The following is a 21,816-nucleotide window of genomic DNA, read 5'->3' as shown; positions in this document are numbered from 1 at the left end:
TGAACAAAAGATTTCCGGTGGCAATAGCGGAGGTTAAAAACCCGTTCCCATACCGAACACGGAAGTGAAGCCCTCCAGCGCCGATGGTACTGATTTCTCGGGAGAGTAGGTCGCTGCCGGTAAAAATTTCATATATTAGCCCCCTAAGCAAAACTCCTTAAATAGGAGTTTTTAATTTTTATATTGACAAGTTAGAAAACCTATACGAATATAGAAGTAGAATAAAATTTAAATTTGCTTAGGAGGAGTGTTTATGAAAAAGTTTGCTTGTGGTGTAGATCTTGGTGGTACAAAGATAAATACTGGCATTATGGACGCTGATGGAAATATTTTGTGCAATGTAAAAGTACCTACAGAGGCAGATAAAGGGCCTCAACACGTTATAAACAATATAAAGAAAAGCATAATAGAATCTTTGAATAAGTTGAATATAGATGTTAGTCAGATTACAGGCATTGGGATAGGTGCTCCAGGACCTTTGAATGCAGATAGAGGCGTGGTGGAATGTCCTCCTAATCTACCAGGATGGATTGACATCCCATTGGTGGACATATTAAAGAGAGATTTTGATACGGAGATAAAACTTAACAACGATGCTAATGCTGCTGCACTTGCTGAATATTTATTTGGTGCTGGACAAGGAATAAATAATATTGTTTATATGACTGTAAGCACAGGTATCGGTGGTGGTGCGATAATTGATGGGAAATTGTACAATGGTGCAAATTCAAATGCTGCTGAGATTGGACATCACACTATAAATTTTGACGGGCCTAGATGGTGCAACTGTGGCAATCCTGGGTGTTTAGAGTCGTATGCTTCTGGCACATCATTAGTTAAATTTGCAAAAAAGCATATAGAATCTGGAAGAGATACTATTCTCAAAGACAAACCTTCAGGTGAATTAAAAGCAGAAGATATTTTTGATGCTGCAAAATCTGGTGATAAATTGGCTTTAGAGCTTATTGAGAATGAAGCATTTTATTTGGGAATAGGTATTGTAAACATAATGGCATTTTATAACCCGGAACTTATAATAATAGGTGGCGGATTGTCAAGCCAATGGGATGTCTTGTATGACAAAATGATGAGGACAGTTGACGAAAGAGCATTAAAGCCAAATAGGCAGATTTGCAAAGTTGTTAAAGCGAAGCTTGGTGGAAATGTGGGGCTTATAGGTGCAGCATCGCTGGTACTATAAGGAGGAAAAAATGGATAGATGTCCTTGGTGTCTCAAAGATGAAATATACATAAAATATCACGATACAGAGTGGGGCGTACCAGTACACGACGACAGGATTCACTTTGAATTTTTAGTGTTGGAATCGGCACAGGCGGGATTAAATTGGCTTACGATCCTTAAAAAAAGAGATAATTACAGAAAGGCATATAGAGGATTTGACCCACAAAAAGTTTCGCTCTTTGATGAGAAAAAGGTGCAGGAGCTTTTAAATGACGTTGGCATTATTCGCAATAAAAGAAAAATAGAATCATCTATAGCAAACGCTAAGGCCTTTTTAGAAATTCAAAGAGAATTTGGTAGTTTTGATACGTATATTTGGAGTTTCACTGATGGAAGGCCTATCATAAATTATTGGGAAAGCATTGACGAAGTACCTGCTAAAACATCATTATCTGATAAGATAAGTAATGATCTTAAAAAAAGAGGGTTTAAATTTGTGGGATCCACAATAATATATTCACACATGCAAGCGATTGGAATTGTAAATGACCATATAACATCGTGTTTCAGACATAAGGAGCTATTGCAATTTAACTCGTAAAAAATACATGCAGGGCTTGGTGCAAAATGCACTTAGACCTGCCTTTTTTTATTCTTAAAATAATATAATGTTAATAAGAAAGCGTATAGATACTGGTTACTATGGAAATAATTATATTAGAATATTATGAAAGATGGTGTAGCATATGGAAAGCATGTTAAAAACTAAAAAATGCTTTATATGCAATCATGAAAAGACAGACGGTATCGATGTATTGGGAGAATTTTTATGCAATGACTGCCAGAAAATAATCGCTCACATATCTCCAGATGATGCAAAGTACGAATATTACAGAAAAAAGATGATAGATATCTGGCGCAACTACAAAAAAGATTTTGAATATGAGGACTGTTGAAATATGTCCTCATATTTTTTATAGGCAATAATTAGTGTTATATGGTATTATATATGTATAATACGTGAAAAGGTGATAAAATTGACAGCACCGCTTTATGAAGCATTGATTAAATATGTTGAAGACGGTACAATGCCATATCATATGCCGGGCCACAAAGAAGGGAAAATTATTTCCCGGAAATACATAGAAAACATTGCTAAAATAGATGTGACAGAAGTTCCTGGGACAGACAATCTTCACGATCCACATGGACCGATTTTAGAAGCAGAAAGACTTGCTGCCAAAGCATTTGGAGCTAAATCATCTTTCTTTCTTGTCAATGGAACTACGTGTGGAATATATGCAGCAATGTCATCAGTCTTGAATGATGGTGATATGGTAGTTGTTCAAAGGAATTCTCATAGATCTGTCTATAATGGATTGATACTTACTGGTGCTATACCAATTTATATAGAACCGCTTATGGACGATGAAGATGCCATAGCTATGGGTATATCCATAGATGAACTTGAAAAGCTCCTTATAAAACATAAGAACGTAAAGGCAGTGGTCATTACATATCCAAATTATTATGGTTTTTGTGTCGATATAAATAAAGTGGTGGATTTGGTTCATAAATACGACAAGGTATTGATAGTAGACGAGGCACATGGGGCCCATTTTGCATTTTCTGATAGATTGCCATTATCGGCATCTAAAGCTGGTTCAGATATTGTGATTGAAAGTGTTCACAAAACTTTGCCTGCATTTACGCAAAGCTCAATTTTGCATGTGAATACAGATAGGATAGATATTGATAGATTAAGGTTTTACTTAAGCCTTTATCAATCAACATCTCCTTCTTATATTTTGATGACATCAATTGATTTAGCCAGAGATTTTATGGAGAGGGAAGGCAAAGCATTGCTTGATAAATGTTTAGATCTATCGATTCAAGCAAGAAGGCTTATCAATGAGATAGACGGTGTAAGGTGTATTGGCGATGATGTCATAGGCAAGTACGGAATTTACGATTACGATGCTACAAAGCTTACTATCAATGTAAGTGGACTTGGCATATCCGGCAGTGTGGCGGAAAGTATACTGCGAGAAAAATTCAACATTCAGATGGAAATGTCTGACTACAGAAATATACTTGCCATAATGACTGTAGCTGATGATGAAGCATCGTTTGACAAGCTAATAGAGTCTGTCAAAGGTCTTTCAGAGTACAAAAGGAACGAAAAATTAAGCTATTTTGATGGCAACGGTTGCCCAGAAATTCCTGAAATGGCTATGAAGCCAAAAGATGCGGTAAATAAAGAGTATAGATATGTAAGCATGGATGATGCTGTAGGCATGGTTTCACTTGATTATGTAATTCCATATCCACCGGGTGTTCCGCTTTTATGTCCGGGTGAACTCATAAAAAAAGATATGGTACAATATATAAAATTACTATATAATATAGGTATAAAGGTTATTGGCATTGATAATTTAAAAATACGGGTGTGTAAATAATGTACAAAGGAAAACTCATAACGTTTGAAGGAATAGATGGCAGTGGGAAAACTACGCAAATAAATCTGCTTAAAAAATACCTTTTGGAGATTGGACGAGATATTGTTGTTTTAAGAGAGCCTGGAGGTACAGCAATAGGCGAGAAAATCAGAGAAATACTTCTTGACAAAAAAAACAATATAGTTCCATCTGCGGAAGCACTTCTTTATGCAGCATCTCGGGCAGAGCTTGTAAAGGAAGTGATAATACCGTCATTAAATGATGGGAAAATAGTGATTTTGGACAGATTTGTTGACAGCTCAATTGTATACCAAGGATATGCGAGAGGACTTGGTGTAGAGGTTGTAGAGGAGATTAACAGTATTGCCATAGATGGACTTGTACCTGATTTAACTGTGTACTTAGATATAAAGCCTAAAGATACCTTAATGAGAATCGACAGAAGAAAAGACAAGGATCGCTTGGAGATAGAAGATGCAGAATTTCATGAAAAAGTCTATGCGGGATATATGAAGCTTATTAAGTCAAAACCAGGCAGGTATTTTATTGTAGATGCTACGCATGATATTTACTATATACAAAAGGTTATAATTGATGAAGTAAGCAAAATCATTTAAGGAGGGGAAAAAAGTGAAACTGATTTTTGCCATAGTACAAGACGAAGACGTAAGAAGACTTATGGATGGACTTACAGAAAAAGGGTTCAGCTTTACAAGAGTTGCTTCTACGGGTGGATTTTTAAGATCTGGCAATACGACACTTATGATAGGTGTAGAGGATGATAAGCTGGATGATGCTATTGAAGTGATTGAAAAGAAGTGTAAAACGAGGGACAGAATAATCACATCTCCGACTCCTATGGGAGGAGCCACTGATATATTTATACCGCAGCCTGTTGAAGTCTCTATCGGTGGAGCTACAGTTTTTGTCATCGATGTAGAAAAATTTTTCAGGATATAGGTGTTTTTTATGAAGATACAAGAGATAAATTCCAATAAAATAATGACAGGCTATGAAAAAGATGATAGAAGTGAAAGGACTTCTGCCTTAAAATTTGAAGACATCTTTGACAGCGAAATAAGCAAAGTAGAAGAAAGCATGTTAAATAAGATGCTTAATGATATTGATGATGCTGCTGAAAAATTGAAAGAGGAAATGAACTTGGATAACCTTATGGTTTACAAGAGAAAAGTTAAAGAGTTCTTGCAGAAGTCTTTAAATGGCATGTTTCAAAAAAGCAAGAAGGAATCAATAAATCTAAACGGACGAAAAAAAATCTACACTATTGTTGAAAAAGTAAATGATAAACTTGAGATTATGACGAAGGAGTTTTTAGAGGGAAACAAGAAGAATCTTGATATTTTAAGCGCTATTGAGGAGATCAGGGGATTGTTGATAGATATATATTCGTAGGTGAAGCTTCATGCACAAAATTTACGGTCACAAAAACATTTTAGAATTGTTTAATAAAATTATAAATTCAGGGAAAATAGCAAATGCATACCTTTTTGTTGGAGAAAGTGGGTTGGGCAAAGAATACATGGCAAAGTATTTTGCCATGATGGTAAATTGTGTTAAAAGTCCTAAGCCATGCTTCAGTTGCCATTCATGCGTTCAATTTGTATCAGGCAATCACCCTGATATTTTCTTTATAGAGCCTGATGGAAGCTCAATAAAAGTGGATACATTGAGAAATACTGTCATAAGCAATGCCTATATTAAACCGTATAATTCATACAAAAAGATTTTCATAATAAAAGAAGCAGAGAAAATGACAGAGCAATCTCAAAATAGCATTCTCAAGACTTTAGAGGAACCTCCTTTGCACGTTTTATTCATATTGACAGCGTCTAAAATGGATGGCCTTTTACCTACAATTGTATCAAGATGCGAGACAATAAGGTTTAATAGAGAGTCGGATGATGTTATAGAGGATTATCTTGTAAATGAGAAAAACGTCAATGCAAGTGAAGCTAAAAAAATTTCATCTGTTGCTTGCGGCAACTATGGCAAGGCGGATTTGTTGACTGATGAGAAGTATTCAATTATAAGGAATGAAGTCTGGGATGTATTGGAAAGCTTATTAAAAAGCGACAGGGCTTTAAGGCTTGATAGATTTAGATTTTTCGATGAAAACAGAGAAATGATTGATGATGTAATTGATATAATGCTTTCTTACGTAAGGGATATTATGGTTTTAAACTTTAGTGATGAAAGAAGCGTTATAAACAAAGATATGATAGATAAACTTAAAGCAATTTCAAATGATTTGACAGGGCCTAAGCTTAATAATATAATAAATGAGATAGAAGATCTTATATTCAATCTTAAGACAAACGTCAATTATCAAATGGCCATTGAAAAATTTCTCTTAAGCATTTAGGAGGTTTTATTTTGTATACAGTTGTAGGAGTTCGGTTTAAAAAAGCCGGTAAGATATATTACTTCGATCCAGGTGATTTGCCTATAAATGTAGGTGATAATGTCATAGTGGAGACAGCCAGGGGAGTAGAGTTTGGTGAAGTCGTGGTAGGCAAACGAGAGGTTGACGACGATGAGATTATAGCTCCACTTAAGATGGTTCTTAGGATTGCGACAGATGAGGACTATGAGCATTACAAGGAGAATAGAGCCTGTGAAGCGGAAGCATTCGGAGTTTGCTTGGACATGATAAAAGAGCATAACCTTGACATGAAGTTAATAGATGTTGAGTACACTTTTGACAACAACAAGATAATCTTCTACTTTACTGCTGATGGCAGGATAGATTTCAGAGATCTTGTAAAAGACCTTGCTGCAGTTTTTAAAACGAGAATAGAGCTTAGGCAAATAGGTGTAAGGGATGAGTCAAAGATTGTAGGCGGTTTAGGTCCTTGTGGCAGACCTCTTTGTTGCGTGACATTTTTAGGGGATTTCGAGCCTGTATCGATTAAGATGGCAAAGGATCAGAATCTTTCACTTAACCCTACTAAGATTTCAGGATTATGTGGCAGATTAATGTGTTGCCTAAAATATGAGCAGGATACTTACGAAGAAGTTAGATCAGAGCTGCCTTCTGTAGGAAGTCTTATAAAAGTCGATGACAAAGAGATGAGGATAGCGGAGGTTGATGTTGTAAGAAAGAAACTTAAAGTAAAGATGAAAAATGCTGAAGGAATAGAGATAACGAAAGAGTACGACCCAGAAGATGTCGTAGTCATAGAAGAAAGCCAAGACGATAAAAAAGACGAGATTTCTGAAATTTATGAAGAAATATTGGGAAGTGATTTTGTAGAATAAAAAAATAGAGGTTTTACCTCTATTTTTTTATTCTACTTTGCCCAGTACAAAGCTTAATATCAGAATAATAAACACTGCCGATGTTATGTATACGTACATATAGTCTTTTTCATGAAGAAATGTGATGATAGATACTCCCACGCGAAATACGGGAGTTAGAATCAGCACTAAAAGTCCTGTCATGATTATGGCGTAAGGCTTTAGAGACATTAGCCCTTTAATTATTGCTATTATAGAAGTAGGATATACGCCTGCAGGGTAACCGCTGTTTTTTGTCACAAAAAATAGAATTAAACCGATGAGAATTATTAAAGCACTTAATAAAACTCCTGCTCTCAATGTTTTGCTTATTATTATCTCCATATTTTCTATTTTTTCATTTTGATTTTTTCTGTCTTCCACGGCTATACCCCCAATCCTTTAAGAAGCATTTCGATGGAAACATAAGCTAAGACAGGTATAAATATTTTTCTTATGGTTGTGCTTTTCATATTTGTCATGATTTTTGTACCCATTGTTGCACCTATAAGTACTCCAAGTGCCACAGGACCAGCTATCTTTGGGTCTATATCGCCTCTTACAAGATACACTCCAGCACTGGCGGCTGCAGTAACACCAATCATAAAATTGCTGGTGGCAGTTGAGACTTTCATTGGAAGTCTCATAAATAGATCCATTGCCATAACCTTGAAGATACCGCTTCCTATACCCAATAGTCCAGATATTACACCTGCTATGTACATCATGCCAAATCCTTTGTTTACTCCGGTGACATTGTACTTTATCTCTTTTTTAAGGACTTTATCGTAGTAAGATCCTTCTAGTTTCAGTTTTTTTGCTATAGGCTGTGATACTACACCTACAGGAAGTTCTTCATTTCGCTTTTTTAACATAGTGAATGCCGAATATAGAAGAAGAAGCCCAAAGATAATATAGAGGTATTTTGAACTTATAAGCCCTGCGATAAAAGCACCTGTCAAAGCACCTGTGGTTGTAGCTATCTCTAAAAACATTCCTATCCTTAAATTAGTAATCTTGTCTCTTACATATGTTACAGCAGCACCGCTGGATGTAGCAATGACTGATACGATGCTGGCGCCAATGGCGTATTTTATGTTTACTCCTAAGAGAAGTGTAAGCATTGGTATTACTATTATACCACCTCCTAACCCTAAGAGAGCTCCAAATACTCCAGCCACAATTGATATGAGAAGTATAATTGATGATGTCAATATCACTTTATCATCTCCTAAATTTCATTATGTTTTATTTCTCTTTCCAACATTATCAGTATTGGAGGAAATGCGTATATGCACATTGTGGAAGCCGCCACGATTCCAGCATCGTTAAATGCCAACGCAAAAAGCATTCCTACAATGCTGCCAAAAAAGCCATAGTAGATATATTTATTTTTCTTAAATATGTTTTTTAGTATTCCTGTAGGCTTGTATGACAAGATAAAGAAACTGATTATAGTTATGATTAGAACCCATGACCATATTGTGTATCTTATTAATGTCAATTCCATGTCTAATTTGCGGGCAAATATCTTGTATAAAGCTATTATTCCTTCGTTTTTAACAATCAAAGCAGTTTGTGCCATGTGTGTTACAGTGCCCATAAACATTGACGCTATAAACATAAGCGTTAGAAGGACAGCCATGCTTATGAACAAAATCAATAAACTTTTGTAGTTGATTTTGATTTCTGACATAAGCAAAAGCGTTACGCCAAATGCCATAAATCCTGTTATAAATCCGCCAATTTTTGCACCGTATTGAGGCAACACCATTAACATGAATACTACGGCGAAGAATAATACGCCTAATAATTTATTTATCCTTGTATCGTACTTTTGAATGTATGTCATGATTCCCATTATTGTGGACCCTATCAGCACACCCATGTATTCATTGCCTATTCCGTAAAATCTGGCACCTGCTATGACGTCATATCCTAAAATAGAGCCTTTCATCAGATGTGCTCCTGTAAAAATGTCAACTGTGATTGTCAAAGCAGTTAAAAGGCTTATCACTATTAGCATATTAAGTTCATCTTTAGCAAAAAGTTTTATTATAAGCAGTAAAGCTATTGTTATCAGTATCAAAGCGATCATGCTTGAATACACTGTCAAAGGTCCAAAAAGGGATAAAATCAAAAGCGACAGAGGAACGATCATCACACCTAAAACTATAGGTTTCAAGTATTTTAAGTAGTTTATCTTTAGAAATAATGTAACAAGGTAAAGTATTAAAATTATGATAAGAAAAATTACGTAACTTTTTAAGACGATAGGCCGGGCAGTGTAAATAGATACAACTTTGCTGTTTAGATTTTCCAAGTAGTTGACTTTGTCTTGGGCTTTTATGTTTGTTATGGGATGCCCTAGCATTTCTACAGGTGCCTTTATGCCGAAATAATTAAGTATTGTAGGCGCCAAATCTAAATTTGTAATAATTCCATTTCTCTTTGTTGTGAGAGATGTTGTAAGTCCGTTGTATCCAGGACCATAGATTATTATTGGCGACAGTAGATTGTTGGTAGACATATCGCTTTTTGAAGGGTAAGGCGTCGCTACTATAAGCAAATCCCTCGATGGATCTAAATTTTTTAGAAGCTTTCCTATGAATGCATCAGCATTTTTTATGGCATATTCTTCATATTTTGATGCTAATTGGTCTGATACGTTGGAAGAGTAGCTGTCCACTCTCGATGTATCACCAGTGTCGATTACAAAGAAGCCCCCATTTTTATCGTATTTTTGAAAATAGTCAAAGATTTTGTTGTAATCAGTGCTTATAAAATATGGGCTATTTTTATCGTACTTCAATATATTTTCACTGACGTCGCCAAATGCTGTACCTTTTTCATCCATGGCGATTAGTGCCCCATACCTTCTATATGAAATTGTGTTGTCAGTTATTATATCAGAATTTCCAAAGACGTATGTAGGAATGTTGTTATTCTTTAGCAGTTGTCCTAAAAGGCCAGGTGTAATCTTGTAGTCGGCGTTTTTGCTGCTTTGTATAAGGTTTGATATACCTATATTTACTATGTTTGCATTTCCATAGTCATATCCTGTGTTAAATTTGTAAATTTCCCCTGCAGTACCGAAAGAATATTTTTCGTTCACATTAAGATTTATTTGACCGATGTCATGAGCACTTGCCCTTGTGCCGGTTCCAAATGTCAAATACCCAGATGCATCGACGTAACCATCAGCATTTCTGACATTCATGAGACCGACTGAACCGTTGTCGATTAGCTTTTGAATATTTTTTGCGTCGTACTTAATATAGTCGCTTAGGCTAACCCTGTCGATTATTACAAGCACTACTTTTTTATTGTTGCTTGTATCAGCGTAACTTTTTTGTGGCAGCATAAAAGTCAAAGTCATCAATAAAAGCATAAAAGCAGTGATAAATTTCTTCAAGTGAAACACACCCTCTATAGTTTTTTATTTATTATACAACATAAATGTTAAGAAATTATTAAAAAGAGGGTAAAACCCTCTAATATCTCAAAAGTGGCATGCTCATACATCTTGGACCGCCTCTGCCTCTTGATAGTTCAGAACCTTCGATTTCGATTACCTCGATGCCTTCTTTTCTCATGATTTTATTTGATGATTCATTTCGGGAGTATGTGATGACTTTGCCTGGCGCTATAGCAAGCGTATTTGTGCTGTCGTTCCACTGCTCCCGTGCTGACGTTATGGCATTAAAACCACCTGTAGGTATTATTTCAATATTTCTGAGATTTAATGCAAATTTCAATGCAGCTTGGAGGTCTTTTTCCTTTTGAATTGAAAAACCTTTGTCATCCTTTATTATGCTGAAAACTCTCAGATCTTTCTTTATTCCAGGGTAGAAGACGAACCTTTCCTTATCTACCATGGTGAATACAGTATCAAGGTGCATGTAAGACCTGTTGATGGGAATCTGGACGACAAGGATGTGTTCTACTGTTGAATTGCCTTCAAAAAGATTGCGGGCAAGTCTTTCTATTGCTTGTGGCGTAGTCCTTTCGCCGCATCCTACTGCTATTACCTTGTCGCTTAATATAAGCACATCTCCGCCTTCTAAAGAGTGAAAGTAAGTGTTGTCGTACCAACATGGAACGTTATTTTTCTTGAAAATATCGTGGTTTTTGTATATATATTTCATTATGAGCGTTTCAGGCTTTCTCGCCGCAGACTTCATGGAGCTTATCATAAATCCTCCATCTATCATTGCACCGGGATCTCTGGTAAAATACATATTTGGGACAGGCTTAATGTAAAAATAGTGTTCTTCGTAGATGAATTCAGCCAGGCCTTTTGGGATGATATTGTCAATATCGCCTTTTTCAAGTCCGCTTATGGCAATTTCAGCAATATCACTGTAGCGTAAATCCATAAGGTAATCTTTAAGGTAGCTTTCTGTTTCGGTATTTGTTATGCCATTTATCTTCAGAAGATCTATTATAAATTGTTCTTTTATAGCTTCATCTTTTAATACATCCTGAAGAAGGTCTTTTACGTACAAAACAGTTATACCGTTATTTTTTAATACTTTGGCAAATTCATCATGTTCCTCTTGAATCTTTCTAACCCATGGAATATCATCAAAAAGCAGTTCTGCTAAATTTTGAGGCGTAAGCCTTTCTAATTCCTTTCCAGGTCTGTGCAATACGACTGCTTTTAAAGTTCCTATTTCTGATGATACATGTGGCACTAATAATGGATGCGTCACCAACACATTCCTCCCTATGCATAAACTCTTTATATAGTATACTTTGCTTATATCTATTTTTCAATACGATTTATATTAATTTATTGATATGGTAAAATTATTTGTAACGAGGTGGTAATATGCTAAAAAATGGTGAGAGAATTGACGATTTGAATTTGAATGGGCTTAAGCTCATACAGAGGGAAGACATGTTTAAATTTGGAATGGATGCTGTGCTGCTTTCCAATTTTGTATACACAAAAAAAGGAGATAAGATTGTAGATTTAGGGTGCGGAACAGGAATCATACCGATTTTGATAGCAGGAAAATCGAGAGATACACGTATTGTAGGTGTTGAAATACAAAGTGAAGTTGCCAATATTGCTATAAGAAATGTATATCTCAATAATTTTGAAGGTAGAATAGACATAATAAACGATGATATTCGAAATGTTGTGGATAAATTGGGGATTGAAAAATACGATATTGTGACATCTAATCCTCCGTACATGCCGTACAAGACAGGATTTGACAAAAATAGCGAAAGTGAAAACATATCGCGATACGAGTTAAATGGCGGGCTTGACGATTTTATAAAGGTTGCGTCAAGGCTTTTGAAGTTTGGAGGCAAGTTTTTTTTAGTGCATAGAGTGGATAGGATTGTGGATATTGTTTATAATTTGCGGATTTGCAACTTAGAACCTAAAAAAATAAGGTTCATCCATCCACATATTGGGGAAAAGCCAAATTTAGTCTTGGTGGAATCAAAGAAAGGCGCAAAAAGTGGTGTTGTAATAATGCCGCCTCTCTATGTCTACGAAGAAAATGGAGGATATACAAAAGAACTTTTAAGTATATACGGGAAAACTTCGATAGAGGAGGAATAACATGTCTGGAAGATTGTATTTGTGCCCAACACCAATTGGAAACTTGGAAGACATAACCTTAAGAGTTTTAAAGGTGCTTAAAGAAGTGGACATAATTGCTGCTGAAGACACGAGGCAGACTTTAAAACTTTTGAATCATTACGACATAAAAAAAACCGTAGTAAGCTACCATGAGCATAACAAAGCTTCAAGAGGCGAAAAACTTTTAATAGATTTAAAGGCTGGGAAGAATGTAGCGCTGGTTACTGATGCTGGTACACCGGGCATATCTGACCCTGGGGAAGACCTTGTAAAACTTTGCTTAGAAGATAAGATAAATGTAGTATCGCTTCCCGGCGCTACAGCAATAACAACGGCATTAGTAGGCTCTGGGCTTGACACAAAGAAGTTTGTTTTCTTAGGATTTTTGCCAACAAAGAAAAGCGAGAGAGAAAGCGCTTTGGATGAGATAGGGAGAGAAAAGAGAACGGTTATCATTTATGAGGCGCCTCATAGAATTGTCAGGACGTTGGAAGAATTAAAGCCATACATAGAAGGCAGAAAGGTTGTAATAGCAAGAGAGCTTACAAAAGTGCACGAAGAGTATATAAGGGGAACGGTAGATGAGGTTCTATTAAAATTAGGAGATGATGTAAAAGGAGAAATTGTGGTCCTTATAGAAGGTGGGAAAAATCAAGTTGCGATGGAACCAAAGGAGCTTCTCAGAAAATACATTGAATGCGGCATGGATAAGAAAGAAGCGATTAAATTGACGGCTAAACAATTAAAAATACCAAAAAGCGAAATTTACAAGCTCGCATTGAAGGATGAATCGTAATTCGATTTCGCCTATCAGTATCAATTGATAATGATAATCAATAATTTCAGCTATAAAAATATCTTAATATATTGCATAATTTTTAGTTTAAGCATATAATATGTATTATATTAAAAATTATCAATTGATACAAAGGGGTTTTACGATGAATTCATTTAAAAAGATAAAGAATGTTTTGATACTTATACTTTTTATAAATATAGCTGTGGCGTTAGCTAAACTTTTGTACGGCTTGCATATAAAAAGCGCCAGCATGGTGGCTGATGGGTTTCATTCATTATCAGACAGTTCAGGTAATATAGTAGGCCTTGTAGGCATATATTTGGCGTCAAAACCGCAGGATGAAGAACATCCTTATGGGCATAAAAAATTTGAGACGTTTTCGTCAATTTTTATATCTGTGATGCTATTTGTAGTAAGTTATACTATACTAAAAGAAGCTTATGGCAGGCTTTTAAATCCTGTAGAACCAAAAATCACGTTAGACAGCTTCATAATAATGATTACTACATTATTGCTTAACATATTTGTATTTGCTTACGAGTACAGGCAAGGAGTAAATTTAAAAAGCGACATACTTGTATCTGATTCACTTCACACAAAAAGCGACATCTACGTGTCTGTCTCTGTTCTTATAACACTTATTGCATTAAAACTTGGAATACCGCCATACATCGATCCGCTGATGTCTATAGCAATATCGATATTCATCGTAAAAGCAGGTATTGAAATAATAAAGCACAGCTCCGACATTTTGTGCGATAGGATTGTCATAGATTCAGAAAAAATCCGCGACATCGCTTTATCCGTAAAAGGTGTGCTTTCATGCCATCAAATAAGAAGCAGAGGTAGAGAAGACGACATAAATATAGACATGCATATAATGGTTGACCCGAGTGAAAATATAAAAGATGCTCATTATATAGCTGATCAGTTGGAAGAAAAATTAAAAAAGGAAATACCTGGTGTTACAGAAGTCATTGTTCATATAGAGCCTTACGATAAAAATGAAGTAACAGAGTAAAAAAATAATAGAAGTAAAACTTCTATTATTTTTTAATATTATTCGCTTTTTTTAATGTCATCGAGGCATGTCTTGCAGATATTTTTGCCTTTGTAATTGACGACATTTTCTGCATTGCCGCAGAAAATACATGCAGGCTCGTACTTTTTAAGTACAATCTGCTCGCCATCCACGTAGATTTCTAAAGCGTCTCTTTCTGCAATATTCAGAGTCCTTCTAAGTTCGATAGGAATGACGACTCTTCCTAACTCATCCACTTTTCTTACAATTCCTGTGGATTTCAACATATCTCTCCCCTCCTAAAACTACAAAATTCGACAAATTCTTTGCATTCTAATAATACCAAGTTTTGAAAAATAAGTCAATAGTTTAATGGCATTTTTTTTTAAAAATAACATAAATTTTTATGGGATGGGGGAGATAAAATTGATAAATTATATATGGATCTTCATGATTGGTACAGGTGTAATTGTCGGCATGATAAATGGTAGGATGGGGGAGGTATCAAAAGCTATAATAGATTCATCTGAGTCGGCTGTTACAATATCAATAGGACTCGTAGGCATCATGTCTTTATGGTTAGGTATAATGCAGATAGCTGAAAAATCTGGACTTATGGATGCATTGGCAAAAGTTTTAAAGCCAGTCATAGTAAAACTATTCCCTGAGATACCAAAAGATCATCCTGCTATTGGTGCTATGATAATGAATATATCAGCAAATATGTTAGGATTAGGAAATGCGGCTACGCCTTTTGGAATAAAAGCGATGGAATACCTTCAAGAATTAAATAAAAAGGATGTTGCATCTAATTCCATGTGCACATTTCTCGTTATAAATACTGCATCAGTGCAGCTTCTTCCTGCTGTTATGATAGGATTAAGGGCTTCTTTAGGTGCGAAAAATCCAGCGGATTTTGTGTTGGCTGGACTTTTATCCAGCATTACAGCTTTAACCGTAGGCCTTGTGGTCGTGAAATCACTTGAAAAGTCATCCCTTTTTAAGGAGTGATATTTTTGCTTAAATCGATTTCTGAGTTTATAATTCCAGCTATCATGTTTTTGATTCCTGTATATGGTTTAATTAATCATGTAAAAATTTATGAAGTCTTTTTAGATGGTGCAAAAGAAGGCATTAATACGATAATAAAAATATTTCCTGCTTTGCTGGCAATGTTGGTGGCAGTGGGAGTCCTGAGAGCATCCGGAACTTTAGATATCTTTGCAAAGTGGATTTCACCGCTTACTGCAACAATTGGAATGCCGTCAGATGTAGTGCCATTGGCTCTCATAAGGCCTCTATCTGGAAGCGGTGCATTAGGCATAGTGACAGAACTTATTAAATCTCATGGGCCTGATTCGTTTACAGCCAGACTTGCTTCTGTTATGTATGGCTCTACAGAGACTACGTTTTACGTTTTATCGGTTTATTTTGGATCTGTTGGAGTTAAAAAGATGAGACATTCCATAATAGCAGGCATTGCTGCTGATATCGCTGCAATACTGTCATCTGTTTTTTACAGCAGATTGTTTTTTTGAAACTTCAAATCTGATATACTAAAGACAGTAATATAAAAACGAGGAGTTTACATGATATGGGGATATTGATAAACAGGTTAAAGCGCATACTATCTGATGAGGCCGAAAAAGTCTATATTGTAGGAGGAACCATAAGAGACAGAATACTAAATGTAAATATAAGCGATTATGATTTTGCTGTATTAGGTGATGCTGCTTCGGTTTCAAAGCTTGTATGTGATAAGCTAAAAGGCTCTTATGTGCCTTATGCAGAGGACAGAGGTACATATAGAGTCGTATATGAAAATGTAGTGCTGGATTTTACACAAATTAGAGGCGAAAATATAGATGAAGATTTGATTCATAGGGACTTTACGATAAATGCGATGGCAATAAGGCTAAATGATTTTTTTGATGTAGACTTGATAGTAGATCCTTTAGGAGGGTTAAAGGATTTAAGAGAAAAGAAGATAAAATGCGTAGGGAAAAGTTCCTTCGATGATGACCCTTTAAGGATGCTTAGAGCTATTAGATTTGCAGCCAAATACAATTTTTCTATAGATGAGGATTCCAAAAATCTTATAAGAGAAAAAGCCGATTTGATTAAGAACGTTTCTTCAGAAAGGATCATGAGTGAAATATATTCTATACTTAAGTCAAAGGAGTCATTTAAATACTTACAAATGATGGACGAGCTGGGGTTAATCGATGCGCTTTTTCCTGAGATAGCTGAGATGAAAGAGATAGGCAAGTGTTATTATCAGGTTTTGGACTCATGGCATCATTCCATAAAGACGATAGAAGAATATGAAACAATTGTAAATGAGCTCAGATTTCCTTCAGATATAGAAAATTTGGTCAAAAAGTACCTTGATAAAGATCTTTCCTCAGGAAACAAGCTAAAAGACGTATTGAAACTTGCTGCAATGTTTCATGAAATCGGCAAAAAAGATGCTATTTACATAGATTCTGATAATAGGCTTCAGTTTTACAATCACGATGTAAAGGGAGAAAAAATTGTTGCAGATATAGCTAAGAGATTAAAACTGGCGAAAAAAGAAGCATCTCTGATAAAGAAGATGGTTTTGTACCACGTAAATCCATTTTTACTTTACATAGATGGGACTGGAAACAAAGCATTGTTTAAGTTTTTTTCTGACCTTGAAGAAAATGCTATAGGGTGTTTGCTTTTGTCGTTAGCTGATATTACTTCGTCTATGAAAGGACAAGGCAGGTTGAATGAAGCTTCATGCTATAGGAATTTTATAACAAAGCTATTAAGAAGGTACATGGACTTTGAAAAGACGAAGATACCACTTCTTACGCCGCTTGATATAATAGTCAATTTTGATCTTAAAGATTATAAGCTTTTAAATCAAATACTATACGAATTGAGAAAGAATCAATTTTACGGTGAAATAGAAAGCAGAGAAGACGCAGTAAAATTTGTAGAGGAAAGAATGAAGATGGAGAAAATATAGTTGACAATACATTTGCGGTAAAGTATATTATTATGTAATGATGTAAATAATATATAAAAAGGCAATGAAGGGAAGAGTAGAAAGGAATTTCTCTTAAAGAGAGCTGGGTTAAGGTGAAAGCCAGTAGGGAATGAACTTTTGAACATGGACCTTGAGCTTCAAAGCTGAAATTAAGTAGGCTTTGGCGGGATTTCCCGTTACAGAGTAGGAGTGTGACAGCACTTTATGAGGCATACGGCCGTGAGGCGTATGTGAAAAGGGTGGTAGCGCGATCAAACTCGCCCCTTAATGGGAGGCGGGTTTTTTTACGCCTTAAAATAAATTTAGATGAGGAGGATTTTTATGGCGAAGACTTTTTACATTACAACACCTATATATTATCCAAGCGATAAGCTACATATAGGTCATTCTTATACGACTGTCGCTGCAGATGCGATGGCTCGCTTCAAAAGGCTTACAGGCTATGATGTGATGTTTTTGACAGGAACAGACGAACACGGTCAAAAGATACAGAGAAAGGCAAAGGAAAAAGGCGTTACACCTAAACAGTATGTGGATGAAATTGTGGCATGGATAAAAGATTTGTGGAATACTATGGACATAAGCAATGACAAGTTTATAAGGACAACGGACAAGCAGCATGAAGAGATTGTACAAAAGATATTTACAAAGCTTTATGAAAAAGGGGACATATACAAAAGCGAATACGAGGGTTGGTACTGCACACCTTGTGAGACGTTTTGGACTGAGAAACAGCTTGTCGATGGAAACTGCCCAGATTGCGGCAGACCTGTAGAGCTTGTGAAAGAGGAAAGTTATTTCTTTAAGCTTTCAAATTACGCAGACAAACTTCTTAAATATTACGAGGAGCACCCAGACTTTATACAGCCTGAATCAAGGTTAAATGAGATGGTAAGCTTTATAAAGTCAGGTCTTGAGGATTTGTGCGTATCCAGAACGTCATTTGACTGGGGCGTAAAAGTTCCGTTTGATCCAAAACACGTTGTGTATGTTTGGATTGACGCCCTTTCCAACTACATAACTGCGTTGGGTTATTCTACAGACCATGACGAAGATTTTAAAAAGTACTGGCCGGCAGATGTGCACCTTGTTGGAAAGGAAATCGTAAGATTCCACACCATTATATGGCCTGCAATGCTTATGGCGCTGGATTTGCCTCTCCCTAAGAAAGTGTTTGGCCATGGTTGGCTTATATTAGAAGGCGGCAAGATGTCAAAGTCAAAGGGCAATGTGGTTGACCCGAAAGAACTTGTGTCAAAATACGGCGTAGATGCCATAAGGTATTTTCTTTTAAGAGAAGTTCCATTTGGAGCAGATGGTGTATTCTCAAATGAAGCCTTGATTTCCAGGATAAATTCTGACCTTGCCAATGATTTTGGCAATCTTTTAAGCAGGACTGTAACGATGGTAGAAAAATACTTTGACGGTGTAGTGCCAGAAGTTTCGGATAAAGATGACGTTGATGATGAGTTAATATCTATCGCAAATAACTTACCAAAAGTTGTTGAAAGCTATATGGATAAGCTGCAGTTTTCAAATGCTCTTGCGGAAATCTGGAAGCTTGTGGGTCGCGCCAATAAGTACATTGACGAGACGATGCCATGGGTATTGGCAAAAGATGAAAACAAAAAAGGAAGGCTTAAAACTGTTCTTTATAACCTTGTAGAATCACTGAGGTTTGTCGCGATTTTGATAACGCCATTTATGCCAAATACGCCTATCAAGATATATGAACAGCTTGGGATTGACGATGATTTAAGGACATGGGATAGCCTTAAATTCGGCTTACTGAAATCAGGCACAAAAGTTAAAAGAGGTGAGAATATTTTCCCAAGGATCGATGTAGAAAAGGAGCTTAAAGAAGCTGAAAAGACTTCTAATAAAGTAGAAGCTAAGGAAGAGACAAATTACATCAAAATAGACGATTTTGCAAAAATTGATTTGAGAGTTGCAGAAGTATTGGAAGCAGAAAAAGTAGAAGGCGCTGATAAATTATTAAAGCTTAAACTTAAAGTTGGCGATGAGGTAAGGCAAGTTGTATCAGGACTTGCGCTGCATTACAAGATAGAAGAGCTTGTAGGCAAAAAACTCGTCCTCGTTGCAAATCTGGAGCCTAAAAAATTAAGAGGCATAGAATCATACGGAATGATTTTGGCGGCATCAAACGAAGGCAAATTGACTGTTGTAACTTTAGATAAAGACATAGAAAGCGGTGCGAAGGTAAAATAGGAGGGCATAGGCCCCTCTTATTTTTTTATGTGCTTTTTACCTTACAATAAATTTTTAAAAAAATTGACATTTTTGCTATCATAGTGTACTATGTAATTAGTGCACTATGATAGTATGATGGAGGTGAAACATGAAAGTCGAATTCAATGAAAAAATGCCTATTTATATCCAGATTATGGATATGATAAAGAGGGACATAGTCACAAAAAAATTAAATGGAGGAGATAAATTGCCTTCTGTAAGAGAGATGGCCGAAAGCCTTAAAGTGAATCCAAATACTGTTCAAAGAGCTTATCAAGAACTTGAAAGGGAAAACGTCACATATACACAAAGAGGCATGGGAACATTTATAACCGAAAATACCGAAAAGCTTGCATCATTAAAAAGAGAAATGGCGAAAGAGATAGTTGAGTCATTTGTAACAGGTATGAGAAGCTTAGGATTCAATTCAAATGAAATACTCGAAATTATTAAGGAATATCTTAAAGAGGAGGTCAACTGATGGGGTTAATTTTAAAAACGGCAAACCTTACTAAAAATTATTACAGCAAAAAGGCATTAAAAGGAATTAATATTGAATTGGAAGAAGGTAAAATATTAGGCCTTTTAGGTCCTAACGGCAGTGGAAAAACGACATTTATAAAGATTGCAGCAGGCATATTAAGGCCCACATCTGGTGAAATATTAATTGACGGTCAGGAACCAGGTATCTATACAAAATCAATTGTATCGTATCTACCTGATATAAATTATCTTTATAGATGGATGAAGATTAGAGATGCGATAAATTTCTTCAAAGATTTTTACGCAGATTTTGACATTGAAAAGTCAAAAAGATTGCTGGATTTTATGATGCTGAATGAAAATGATAAAGTAACGTCACTTTCAAAAGGAATGCTTGAAAAATTGCATCTCACACTTGTGCTTTCAAGAAATGCGAAACTATATATTTTTGATGAACCACTTGGGGGAATAGATCCTAATACAAGGGAAAAGATAATTGACGCAATAATTGATAATATCCGCGAAGATAGTTCAATGATTATATCTACACACCTTGTAAGAGATATTGAAAGGCTTTTTGACGATGTGGCATTTATCTCAGATGGTGAAATTATTTTAAAAGGAAATGCCGAAGAATTAAGGATGGAAAGAAATAAATCTATTGATGAAATCTTCAGGGAGGTGTATGAATAATGATTAAACTAATAAAGTATGAATTTTTAGGAAGGTATAAATATTATCTTGGATTTTTGGTTGCCTTGATTTTATTGAATATATACCTTATAGCAAAAAATAATACATGGTCACATGGCTTGCCATTCGTTGTATCTTTTATGGCTGGATTTGCCTGCTTTGTAGCCGTGCTTATATCAGGAGTGATGTTGTATCAGAGAGATATGTACGGCAATACAGGATATCTTTTCTTTACACTGCCACAAAGAGGTTTTGACATAGCTTTTTCAAAGCTAATTATATCGATCATTGAATTTACATTGTTTATAACAGTATCTGGAGTGATGGCATTTATAAATCTATTATATGTGAATGAAGCTAAAGTGTTTATAGATGCAGTACTTCAACATAAAATTTTTATACTTTATATAGTAATATCTGCTTTATTGAATTTTGTTGCTTTATTGATTTTGTCGTATTTTTCTATCACAATCAGCAAGATAGCGTTTTATAACAAAAAATCTGGTAAAGTTTTGTCAATAGTTCTATTTCTGATTATTTTCTATGTAATCGGTAAAATTAATGGTCTTCTCATTAATTTATTTCCATACAATTTAAATATAAATCTATTTTCAGGAATTGCACAAAGAAGCGATAATTTTGCTTTGTCTTTTGCGGTTTTCCCGATAAATGTAGCAAGCTTTGTTTTCCAAACACTTGTATATATAGGTTTATTCACTCTGACATCGTATCTTATTGACAAAAAAATAGATCTATAAAAAGGATGTCTATTCGGGTAGCGGTGCGAAGGTAAAATAAAAAGAAGGCGGGGTGATTCCGAGGGCACTGAAAAAGTCCCATCAAATTGTAGATAAGATCGTAGGTTTTGAAGAAAGCCTACGATTTTGTTGTAACGTAAAAAAACGAAGTAAATAGTCAGAGATTTCGCATTTAAAAATTTATAGAGTGATAAACACGTTGATTTATATAATTTAACTAAGAGCAGCTAGAAATATGTGATTTTCCGTTTT

The 21,816-nt window shown here is 35.5% G+C and carries 24 protein-coding genes, 1 rRNA gene and 1 other annotated feature; of the genes, 20 read left to right on the top strand and 5 right to left on the bottom strand.

The window, feature by feature from the left end; all coding sequences use genetic code 11:
* The first annotated feature begins 13 nt into the window (after positions 1-13).
* From rrf to HNR52_RS10390, 10 genes are all read left to right on the top strand, one after another.
* Positions 14-122: ribosomal RNA gene (gene rrf, locus HNR52_RS10435) — 5S ribosomal RNA — on the top strand.
* A 131-nt stretch (positions 123-253) separates the two neighbouring features.
* Positions 254-1,201 carry an ROK family protein gene (locus HNR52_RS10430; protein WP_435620558.1) on the top strand — a complete coding sequence of 316 codons (948 nt, stop codon included), beginning with the start codon at positions 254-256 and terminating at the stop codon, positions 1,199-1,201.
* Positions 1,202-1,211: 10 nt separating this feature from the next.
* Positions 1,212-1,784 carry a DNA-3-methyladenine glycosylase I gene (locus HNR52_RS10425; protein WP_435620557.1) on the top strand — a complete coding sequence of 191 codons (573 nt, stop codon included), beginning with the start codon at positions 1,212-1,214 and terminating at the stop codon, positions 1,782-1,784.
* A 145-nt stretch (positions 1,785-1,929) separates the two neighbouring features.
* Positions 1,930-2,139: a sigma factor G inhibitor Gin gene (locus HNR52_RS10420; protein WP_013786897.1), complete on the top strand. Its 210-nt coding sequence runs from the start codon at positions 1,930-1,932 to the stop codon at positions 2,137-2,139.
* Between the two features lie 81 nt (positions 2,140-2,220).
* Complete coding sequence (locus tag HNR52_RS10415) at positions 2,221-3,642, top strand: aminotransferase class I/II-fold pyridoxal phosphate-dependent enzyme (RefSeq protein WP_435620559.1); 1,422 nt, start codon at positions 2,221-2,223, stop codon at positions 3,640-3,642.
* Positions 3,642-4,259 carry a dTMP kinase gene (gene tmk / locus HNR52_RS10410; RefSeq protein ID WP_435620556.1) on the top strand — a complete coding sequence of 206 codons (618 nt, stop codon included), beginning with the start codon at positions 3,642-3,644 and terminating at the stop codon, positions 4,257-4,259. Before HNR52_RS10415 ends, tmk begins: the two co-directional genes overlap by 1 nt.
* Before the next feature lie 13 nt (positions 4,260-4,272).
* On the top strand, positions 4,273-4,602 hold the full coding sequence (gene darA, locus HNR52_RS10405; RefSeq protein ID WP_013786900.1) for a cyclic di-AMP receptor DarA: 330 nt from the start codon (positions 4,273-4,275) through the stop codon (positions 4,600-4,602).
* 9 nt (positions 4,603-4,611) lie between these two features.
* Positions 4,612-5,055, top strand: a complete 444-nt coding sequence (locus HNR52_RS10400; RefSeq protein WP_013786901.1) for a YaaR family protein — start codon at positions 4,612-4,614, stop codon at positions 5,053-5,055.
* A gap of 10 nt (positions 5,056-5,065) precedes the next feature.
* Entirely contained in the window at positions 5,066-6,025 is a 960-nt protein-coding gene (gene holB / locus HNR52_RS10395) for a DNA polymerase III subunit delta' (protein ID WP_435620555.1), read from the top strand.
* 11 nt (positions 6,026-6,036) lie between these two features.
* Entirely contained in the window at positions 6,037-6,921 is an 885-nt protein-coding gene (locus HNR52_RS10390; RefSeq protein WP_013786903.1) for a PSP1 domain-containing protein, read from the top strand.
* 27 nt (positions 6,922-6,948) lie between these two features.
* Here the strand turns inward: HNR52_RS10390 and HNR52_RS10385 are convergent, their stop codons facing one another.
* From HNR52_RS10385 to HNR52_RS10370, 4 genes are all read right to left on the bottom strand, one after another.
* Positions 6,949-7,284 carry a DUF1634 domain-containing protein gene (locus tag HNR52_RS10385; RefSeq protein ID WP_041592158.1) on the bottom strand — a complete coding sequence of 112 codons (336 nt, stop codon included), beginning with the start codon at positions 7,282-7,284 and terminating at the stop codon, positions 6,949-6,951.
* 41 nt (positions 7,285-7,325) lie between these two features.
* Complete coding sequence (locus HNR52_RS10380; protein WP_435620554.1) at positions 7,326-8,159, bottom strand: sulfite exporter TauE/SafE family protein; 834 nt, start codon at positions 8,157-8,159, stop codon at positions 7,326-7,328.
* Between the two features lie 11 nt (positions 8,160-8,170).
* Positions 8,171-10,354, bottom strand: a complete 2,184-nt coding sequence (locus HNR52_RS10375) for an alkaline phosphatase family protein (protein WP_435620553.1) — start codon at positions 10,352-10,354, stop codon at positions 8,171-8,173.
* Between the two features lie 79 nt (positions 10,355-10,433).
* Positions 10,434-11,654: an arginine deiminase gene (locus tag HNR52_RS10370; RefSeq protein ID WP_435620552.1), complete on the bottom strand. Its 1,221-nt coding sequence runs from the start codon at positions 11,652-11,654 to the stop codon at positions 10,434-10,436.
* A 119-nt stretch (positions 11,655-11,773) separates the two neighbouring features.
* On the opposite strand from HNR52_RS10370, the gene HNR52_RS10365 reads away from it, so the two are divergent.
* The 3 genes from HNR52_RS10365 to HNR52_RS10355 all read left to right on the top strand — a co-directional run bounded on the left by HNR52_RS10365 (position 11,774) and on the right by HNR52_RS10355 (position 14,361).
* Entirely contained in the window at positions 11,774-12,520 is a 747-nt protein-coding gene (locus tag HNR52_RS10365; RefSeq protein WP_435620551.1) for a tRNA1(Val) (adenine(37)-N6)-methyltransferase, read from the top strand.
* 1 nt (position 12,521) lies between these two features.
* Positions 12,522-13,337: a 16S rRNA (cytidine(1402)-2'-O)-methyltransferase gene (gene rsmI, locus HNR52_RS10360; protein ID WP_013786909.1), complete on the top strand. Its 816-nt coding sequence runs from the start codon at positions 12,522-12,524 to the stop codon at positions 13,335-13,337.
* A 145-nt stretch (positions 13,338-13,482) separates the two neighbouring features.
* Positions 13,483-14,361: a cation diffusion facilitator family transporter gene (locus HNR52_RS10355; protein WP_013786910.1), complete on the top strand. Its 879-nt coding sequence runs from the start codon at positions 13,483-13,485 to the stop codon at positions 14,359-14,361.
* Positions 14,362-14,399: 38 nt separating this feature from the next.
* Here HNR52_RS10355 and HNR52_RS10350 read toward each other — a convergent pair whose 3' ends face one another.
* Positions 14,400-14,648: an AbrB/MazE/SpoVT family DNA-binding domain-containing protein gene (locus HNR52_RS10350; RefSeq protein WP_013786911.1), complete on the bottom strand. Its 249-nt coding sequence runs from the start codon at positions 14,646-14,648 to the stop codon at positions 14,400-14,402.
* Positions 14,649-14,787: 139 nt separating this feature from the next.
* Here HNR52_RS10350 and HNR52_RS10345 point away from each other — a divergent pair, with 139 nt between their 5' ends.
* The 7 genes from HNR52_RS10345 (at position 14,788) to HNR52_RS10315 (ending at position 21,564) form a co-directional block, all read left to right on the top strand.
* Complete coding sequence (locus HNR52_RS10345; RefSeq protein ID WP_013786912.1) at positions 14,788-15,372, top strand: nucleoside recognition domain-containing protein; 585 nt, start codon at positions 14,788-14,790, stop codon at positions 15,370-15,372.
* Positions 15,373-15,377: 5 nt separating this feature from the next.
* Positions 15,378-15,899, top strand: a complete 522-nt coding sequence (locus tag HNR52_RS10340) for a spore maturation protein (RefSeq protein ID WP_013786913.1) — start codon at positions 15,378-15,380, stop codon at positions 15,897-15,899.
* Positions 15,900-15,955: 56 nt separating this feature from the next.
* On the top strand, positions 15,956-17,359 hold the full coding sequence (locus HNR52_RS10335; RefSeq protein ID WP_435620550.1) for a CCA tRNA nucleotidyltransferase: 1,404 nt from the start codon (positions 15,956-15,958) through the stop codon (positions 17,357-17,359).
* 55 nt (positions 17,360-17,414) lie between these two features.
* Positions 17,415-17,648 (top strand) — a binding site (T-box leader).
* Between the two features lie 53 nt (positions 17,649-17,701).
* Complete coding sequence (gene metG, locus HNR52_RS10330; protein ID WP_435620549.1) at positions 17,702-19,609, top strand: methionine--tRNA ligase; 1,908 nt, start codon at positions 17,702-17,704, stop codon at positions 19,607-19,609.
* Between the two features lie 130 nt (positions 19,610-19,739).
* The gene (locus tag HNR52_RS10325) at positions 19,740-20,111 is read left to right on the top strand and encodes a GntR family transcriptional regulator (RefSeq protein WP_013786916.1); all 372 of its coding nucleotides are present in this window, start codon (positions 19,740-19,742) and stop codon (positions 20,109-20,111) included.
* Positions 20,111-20,806, top strand: coding sequence for an ABC transporter ATP-binding protein (locus HNR52_RS10320; protein WP_013786917.1), 696 nt, complete (start codon positions 20,111-20,113; stop codon positions 20,804-20,806). The genes HNR52_RS10325 and HNR52_RS10320 overlap by 1 nt, the downstream gene beginning before the upstream one ends.
* Complete coding sequence (locus tag HNR52_RS10315; RefSeq protein WP_435620548.1) at positions 20,806-21,564, top strand: ABC transporter permease; 759 nt, start codon at positions 20,806-20,808, stop codon at positions 21,562-21,564. The genes HNR52_RS10320 and HNR52_RS10315 overlap by 1 nt, the downstream gene beginning before the upstream one ends.
* The last annotated feature ends 252 nt before the right edge of the window (positions 21,565-21,816 follow it).

This window comes from Thermoanaerobacterium thermosulfurigenes (genome assembly GCF_051201035.1).
Classification (GTDB): Bacteria; Bacillota; Thermoanaerobacteria; order Thermoanaerobacterales; family Thermoanaerobacteraceae; genus Thermoanaerobacterium; species Thermoanaerobacterium thermosulfurigenes.
Note: the sequence above shows the minus strand (reverse complement) of the source record. Positions and strands in the feature narration are given on the sequence as shown.

Excerpts from the sequence above, each read along its gene's own strand:
- holB (WP_435620555.1), top strand. The coding sequence starts at position 5,066 with ATGCACAAAATTTACGGTCACAAAAACATTTTAGAATTGTTTAATAAA.
- HNR52_RS10315 (WP_435620548.1), top strand. The coding sequence starts at position 20,806 with ATGATTAAACTAATAAAGTATGAATTTTTAGGAAGGTATAAATATTAT.
- HNR52_RS10385 (WP_041592158.1), bottom strand. The coding sequence starts at position 7,284 with ATGGAGATAATAATAAGCAAAACATTGAGAGCAGGAGTTTTATTAAGT.
- tmk (WP_435620556.1), top strand. The coding sequence starts at position 3,642 with ATGTACAAAGGAAAACTCATAACGTTTGAAGGAATAGATGGCAGTGGG.
- HNR52_RS10350 (WP_013786911.1), bottom strand. The coding sequence starts at position 14,648 with ATGTTGAAATCCACAGGAATTGTAAGAAAAGTGGATGAGTTAGGAAGA.
- HNR52_RS10430 (WP_435620558.1), top strand. The coding sequence starts at position 254 with ATGAAAAAGTTTGCTTGTGGTGTAGATCTTGGTGGTACAAAGATAAAT.
- HNR52_RS10420 (WP_013786897.1), top strand. The coding sequence starts at position 1,930 with ATGGAAAGCATGTTAAAAACTAAAAAATGCTTTATATGCAATCATGAA.
- HNR52_RS10320 (WP_013786917.1), top strand. The coding sequence starts at position 20,111 with ATGGGGTTAATTTTAAAAACGGCAAACCTTACTAAAAATTATTACAGC.
- HNR52_RS10425 (WP_435620557.1), top strand. The coding sequence starts at position 1,212 with ATGGATAGATGTCCTTGGTGTCTCAAAGATGAAATATACATAAAATAT.
- HNR52_RS10355 (WP_013786910.1), top strand. The coding sequence starts at position 13,483 with ATGAATTCATTTAAAAAGATAAAGAATGTTTTGATACTTATACTTTTT.
- HNR52_RS10400 (WP_013786901.1), top strand. The coding sequence starts at position 4,612 with ATGAAGATACAAGAGATAAATTCCAATAAAATAATGACAGGCTATGAA.
- HNR52_RS10365 (WP_435620551.1), top strand. The coding sequence starts at position 11,774 with ATGCTAAAAAATGGTGAGAGAATTGACGATTTGAATTTGAATGGGCTT.
- HNR52_RS10335 (WP_435620550.1), top strand. The coding sequence starts at position 15,956 with ATGGGGATATTGATAAACAGGTTAAAGCGCATACTATCTGATGAGGCC.
- HNR52_RS10325 (WP_013786916.1), top strand. The coding sequence starts at position 19,740 with ATGAAAGTCGAATTCAATGAAAAAATGCCTATTTATATCCAGATTATG.
- rsmI (WP_013786909.1), top strand. The coding sequence starts at position 12,522 with ATGTCTGGAAGATTGTATTTGTGCCCAACACCAATTGGAAACTTGGAA.
- metG (WP_435620549.1), top strand. The coding sequence starts at position 17,702 with ATGGCGAAGACTTTTTACATTACAACACCTATATATTATCCAAGCGAT.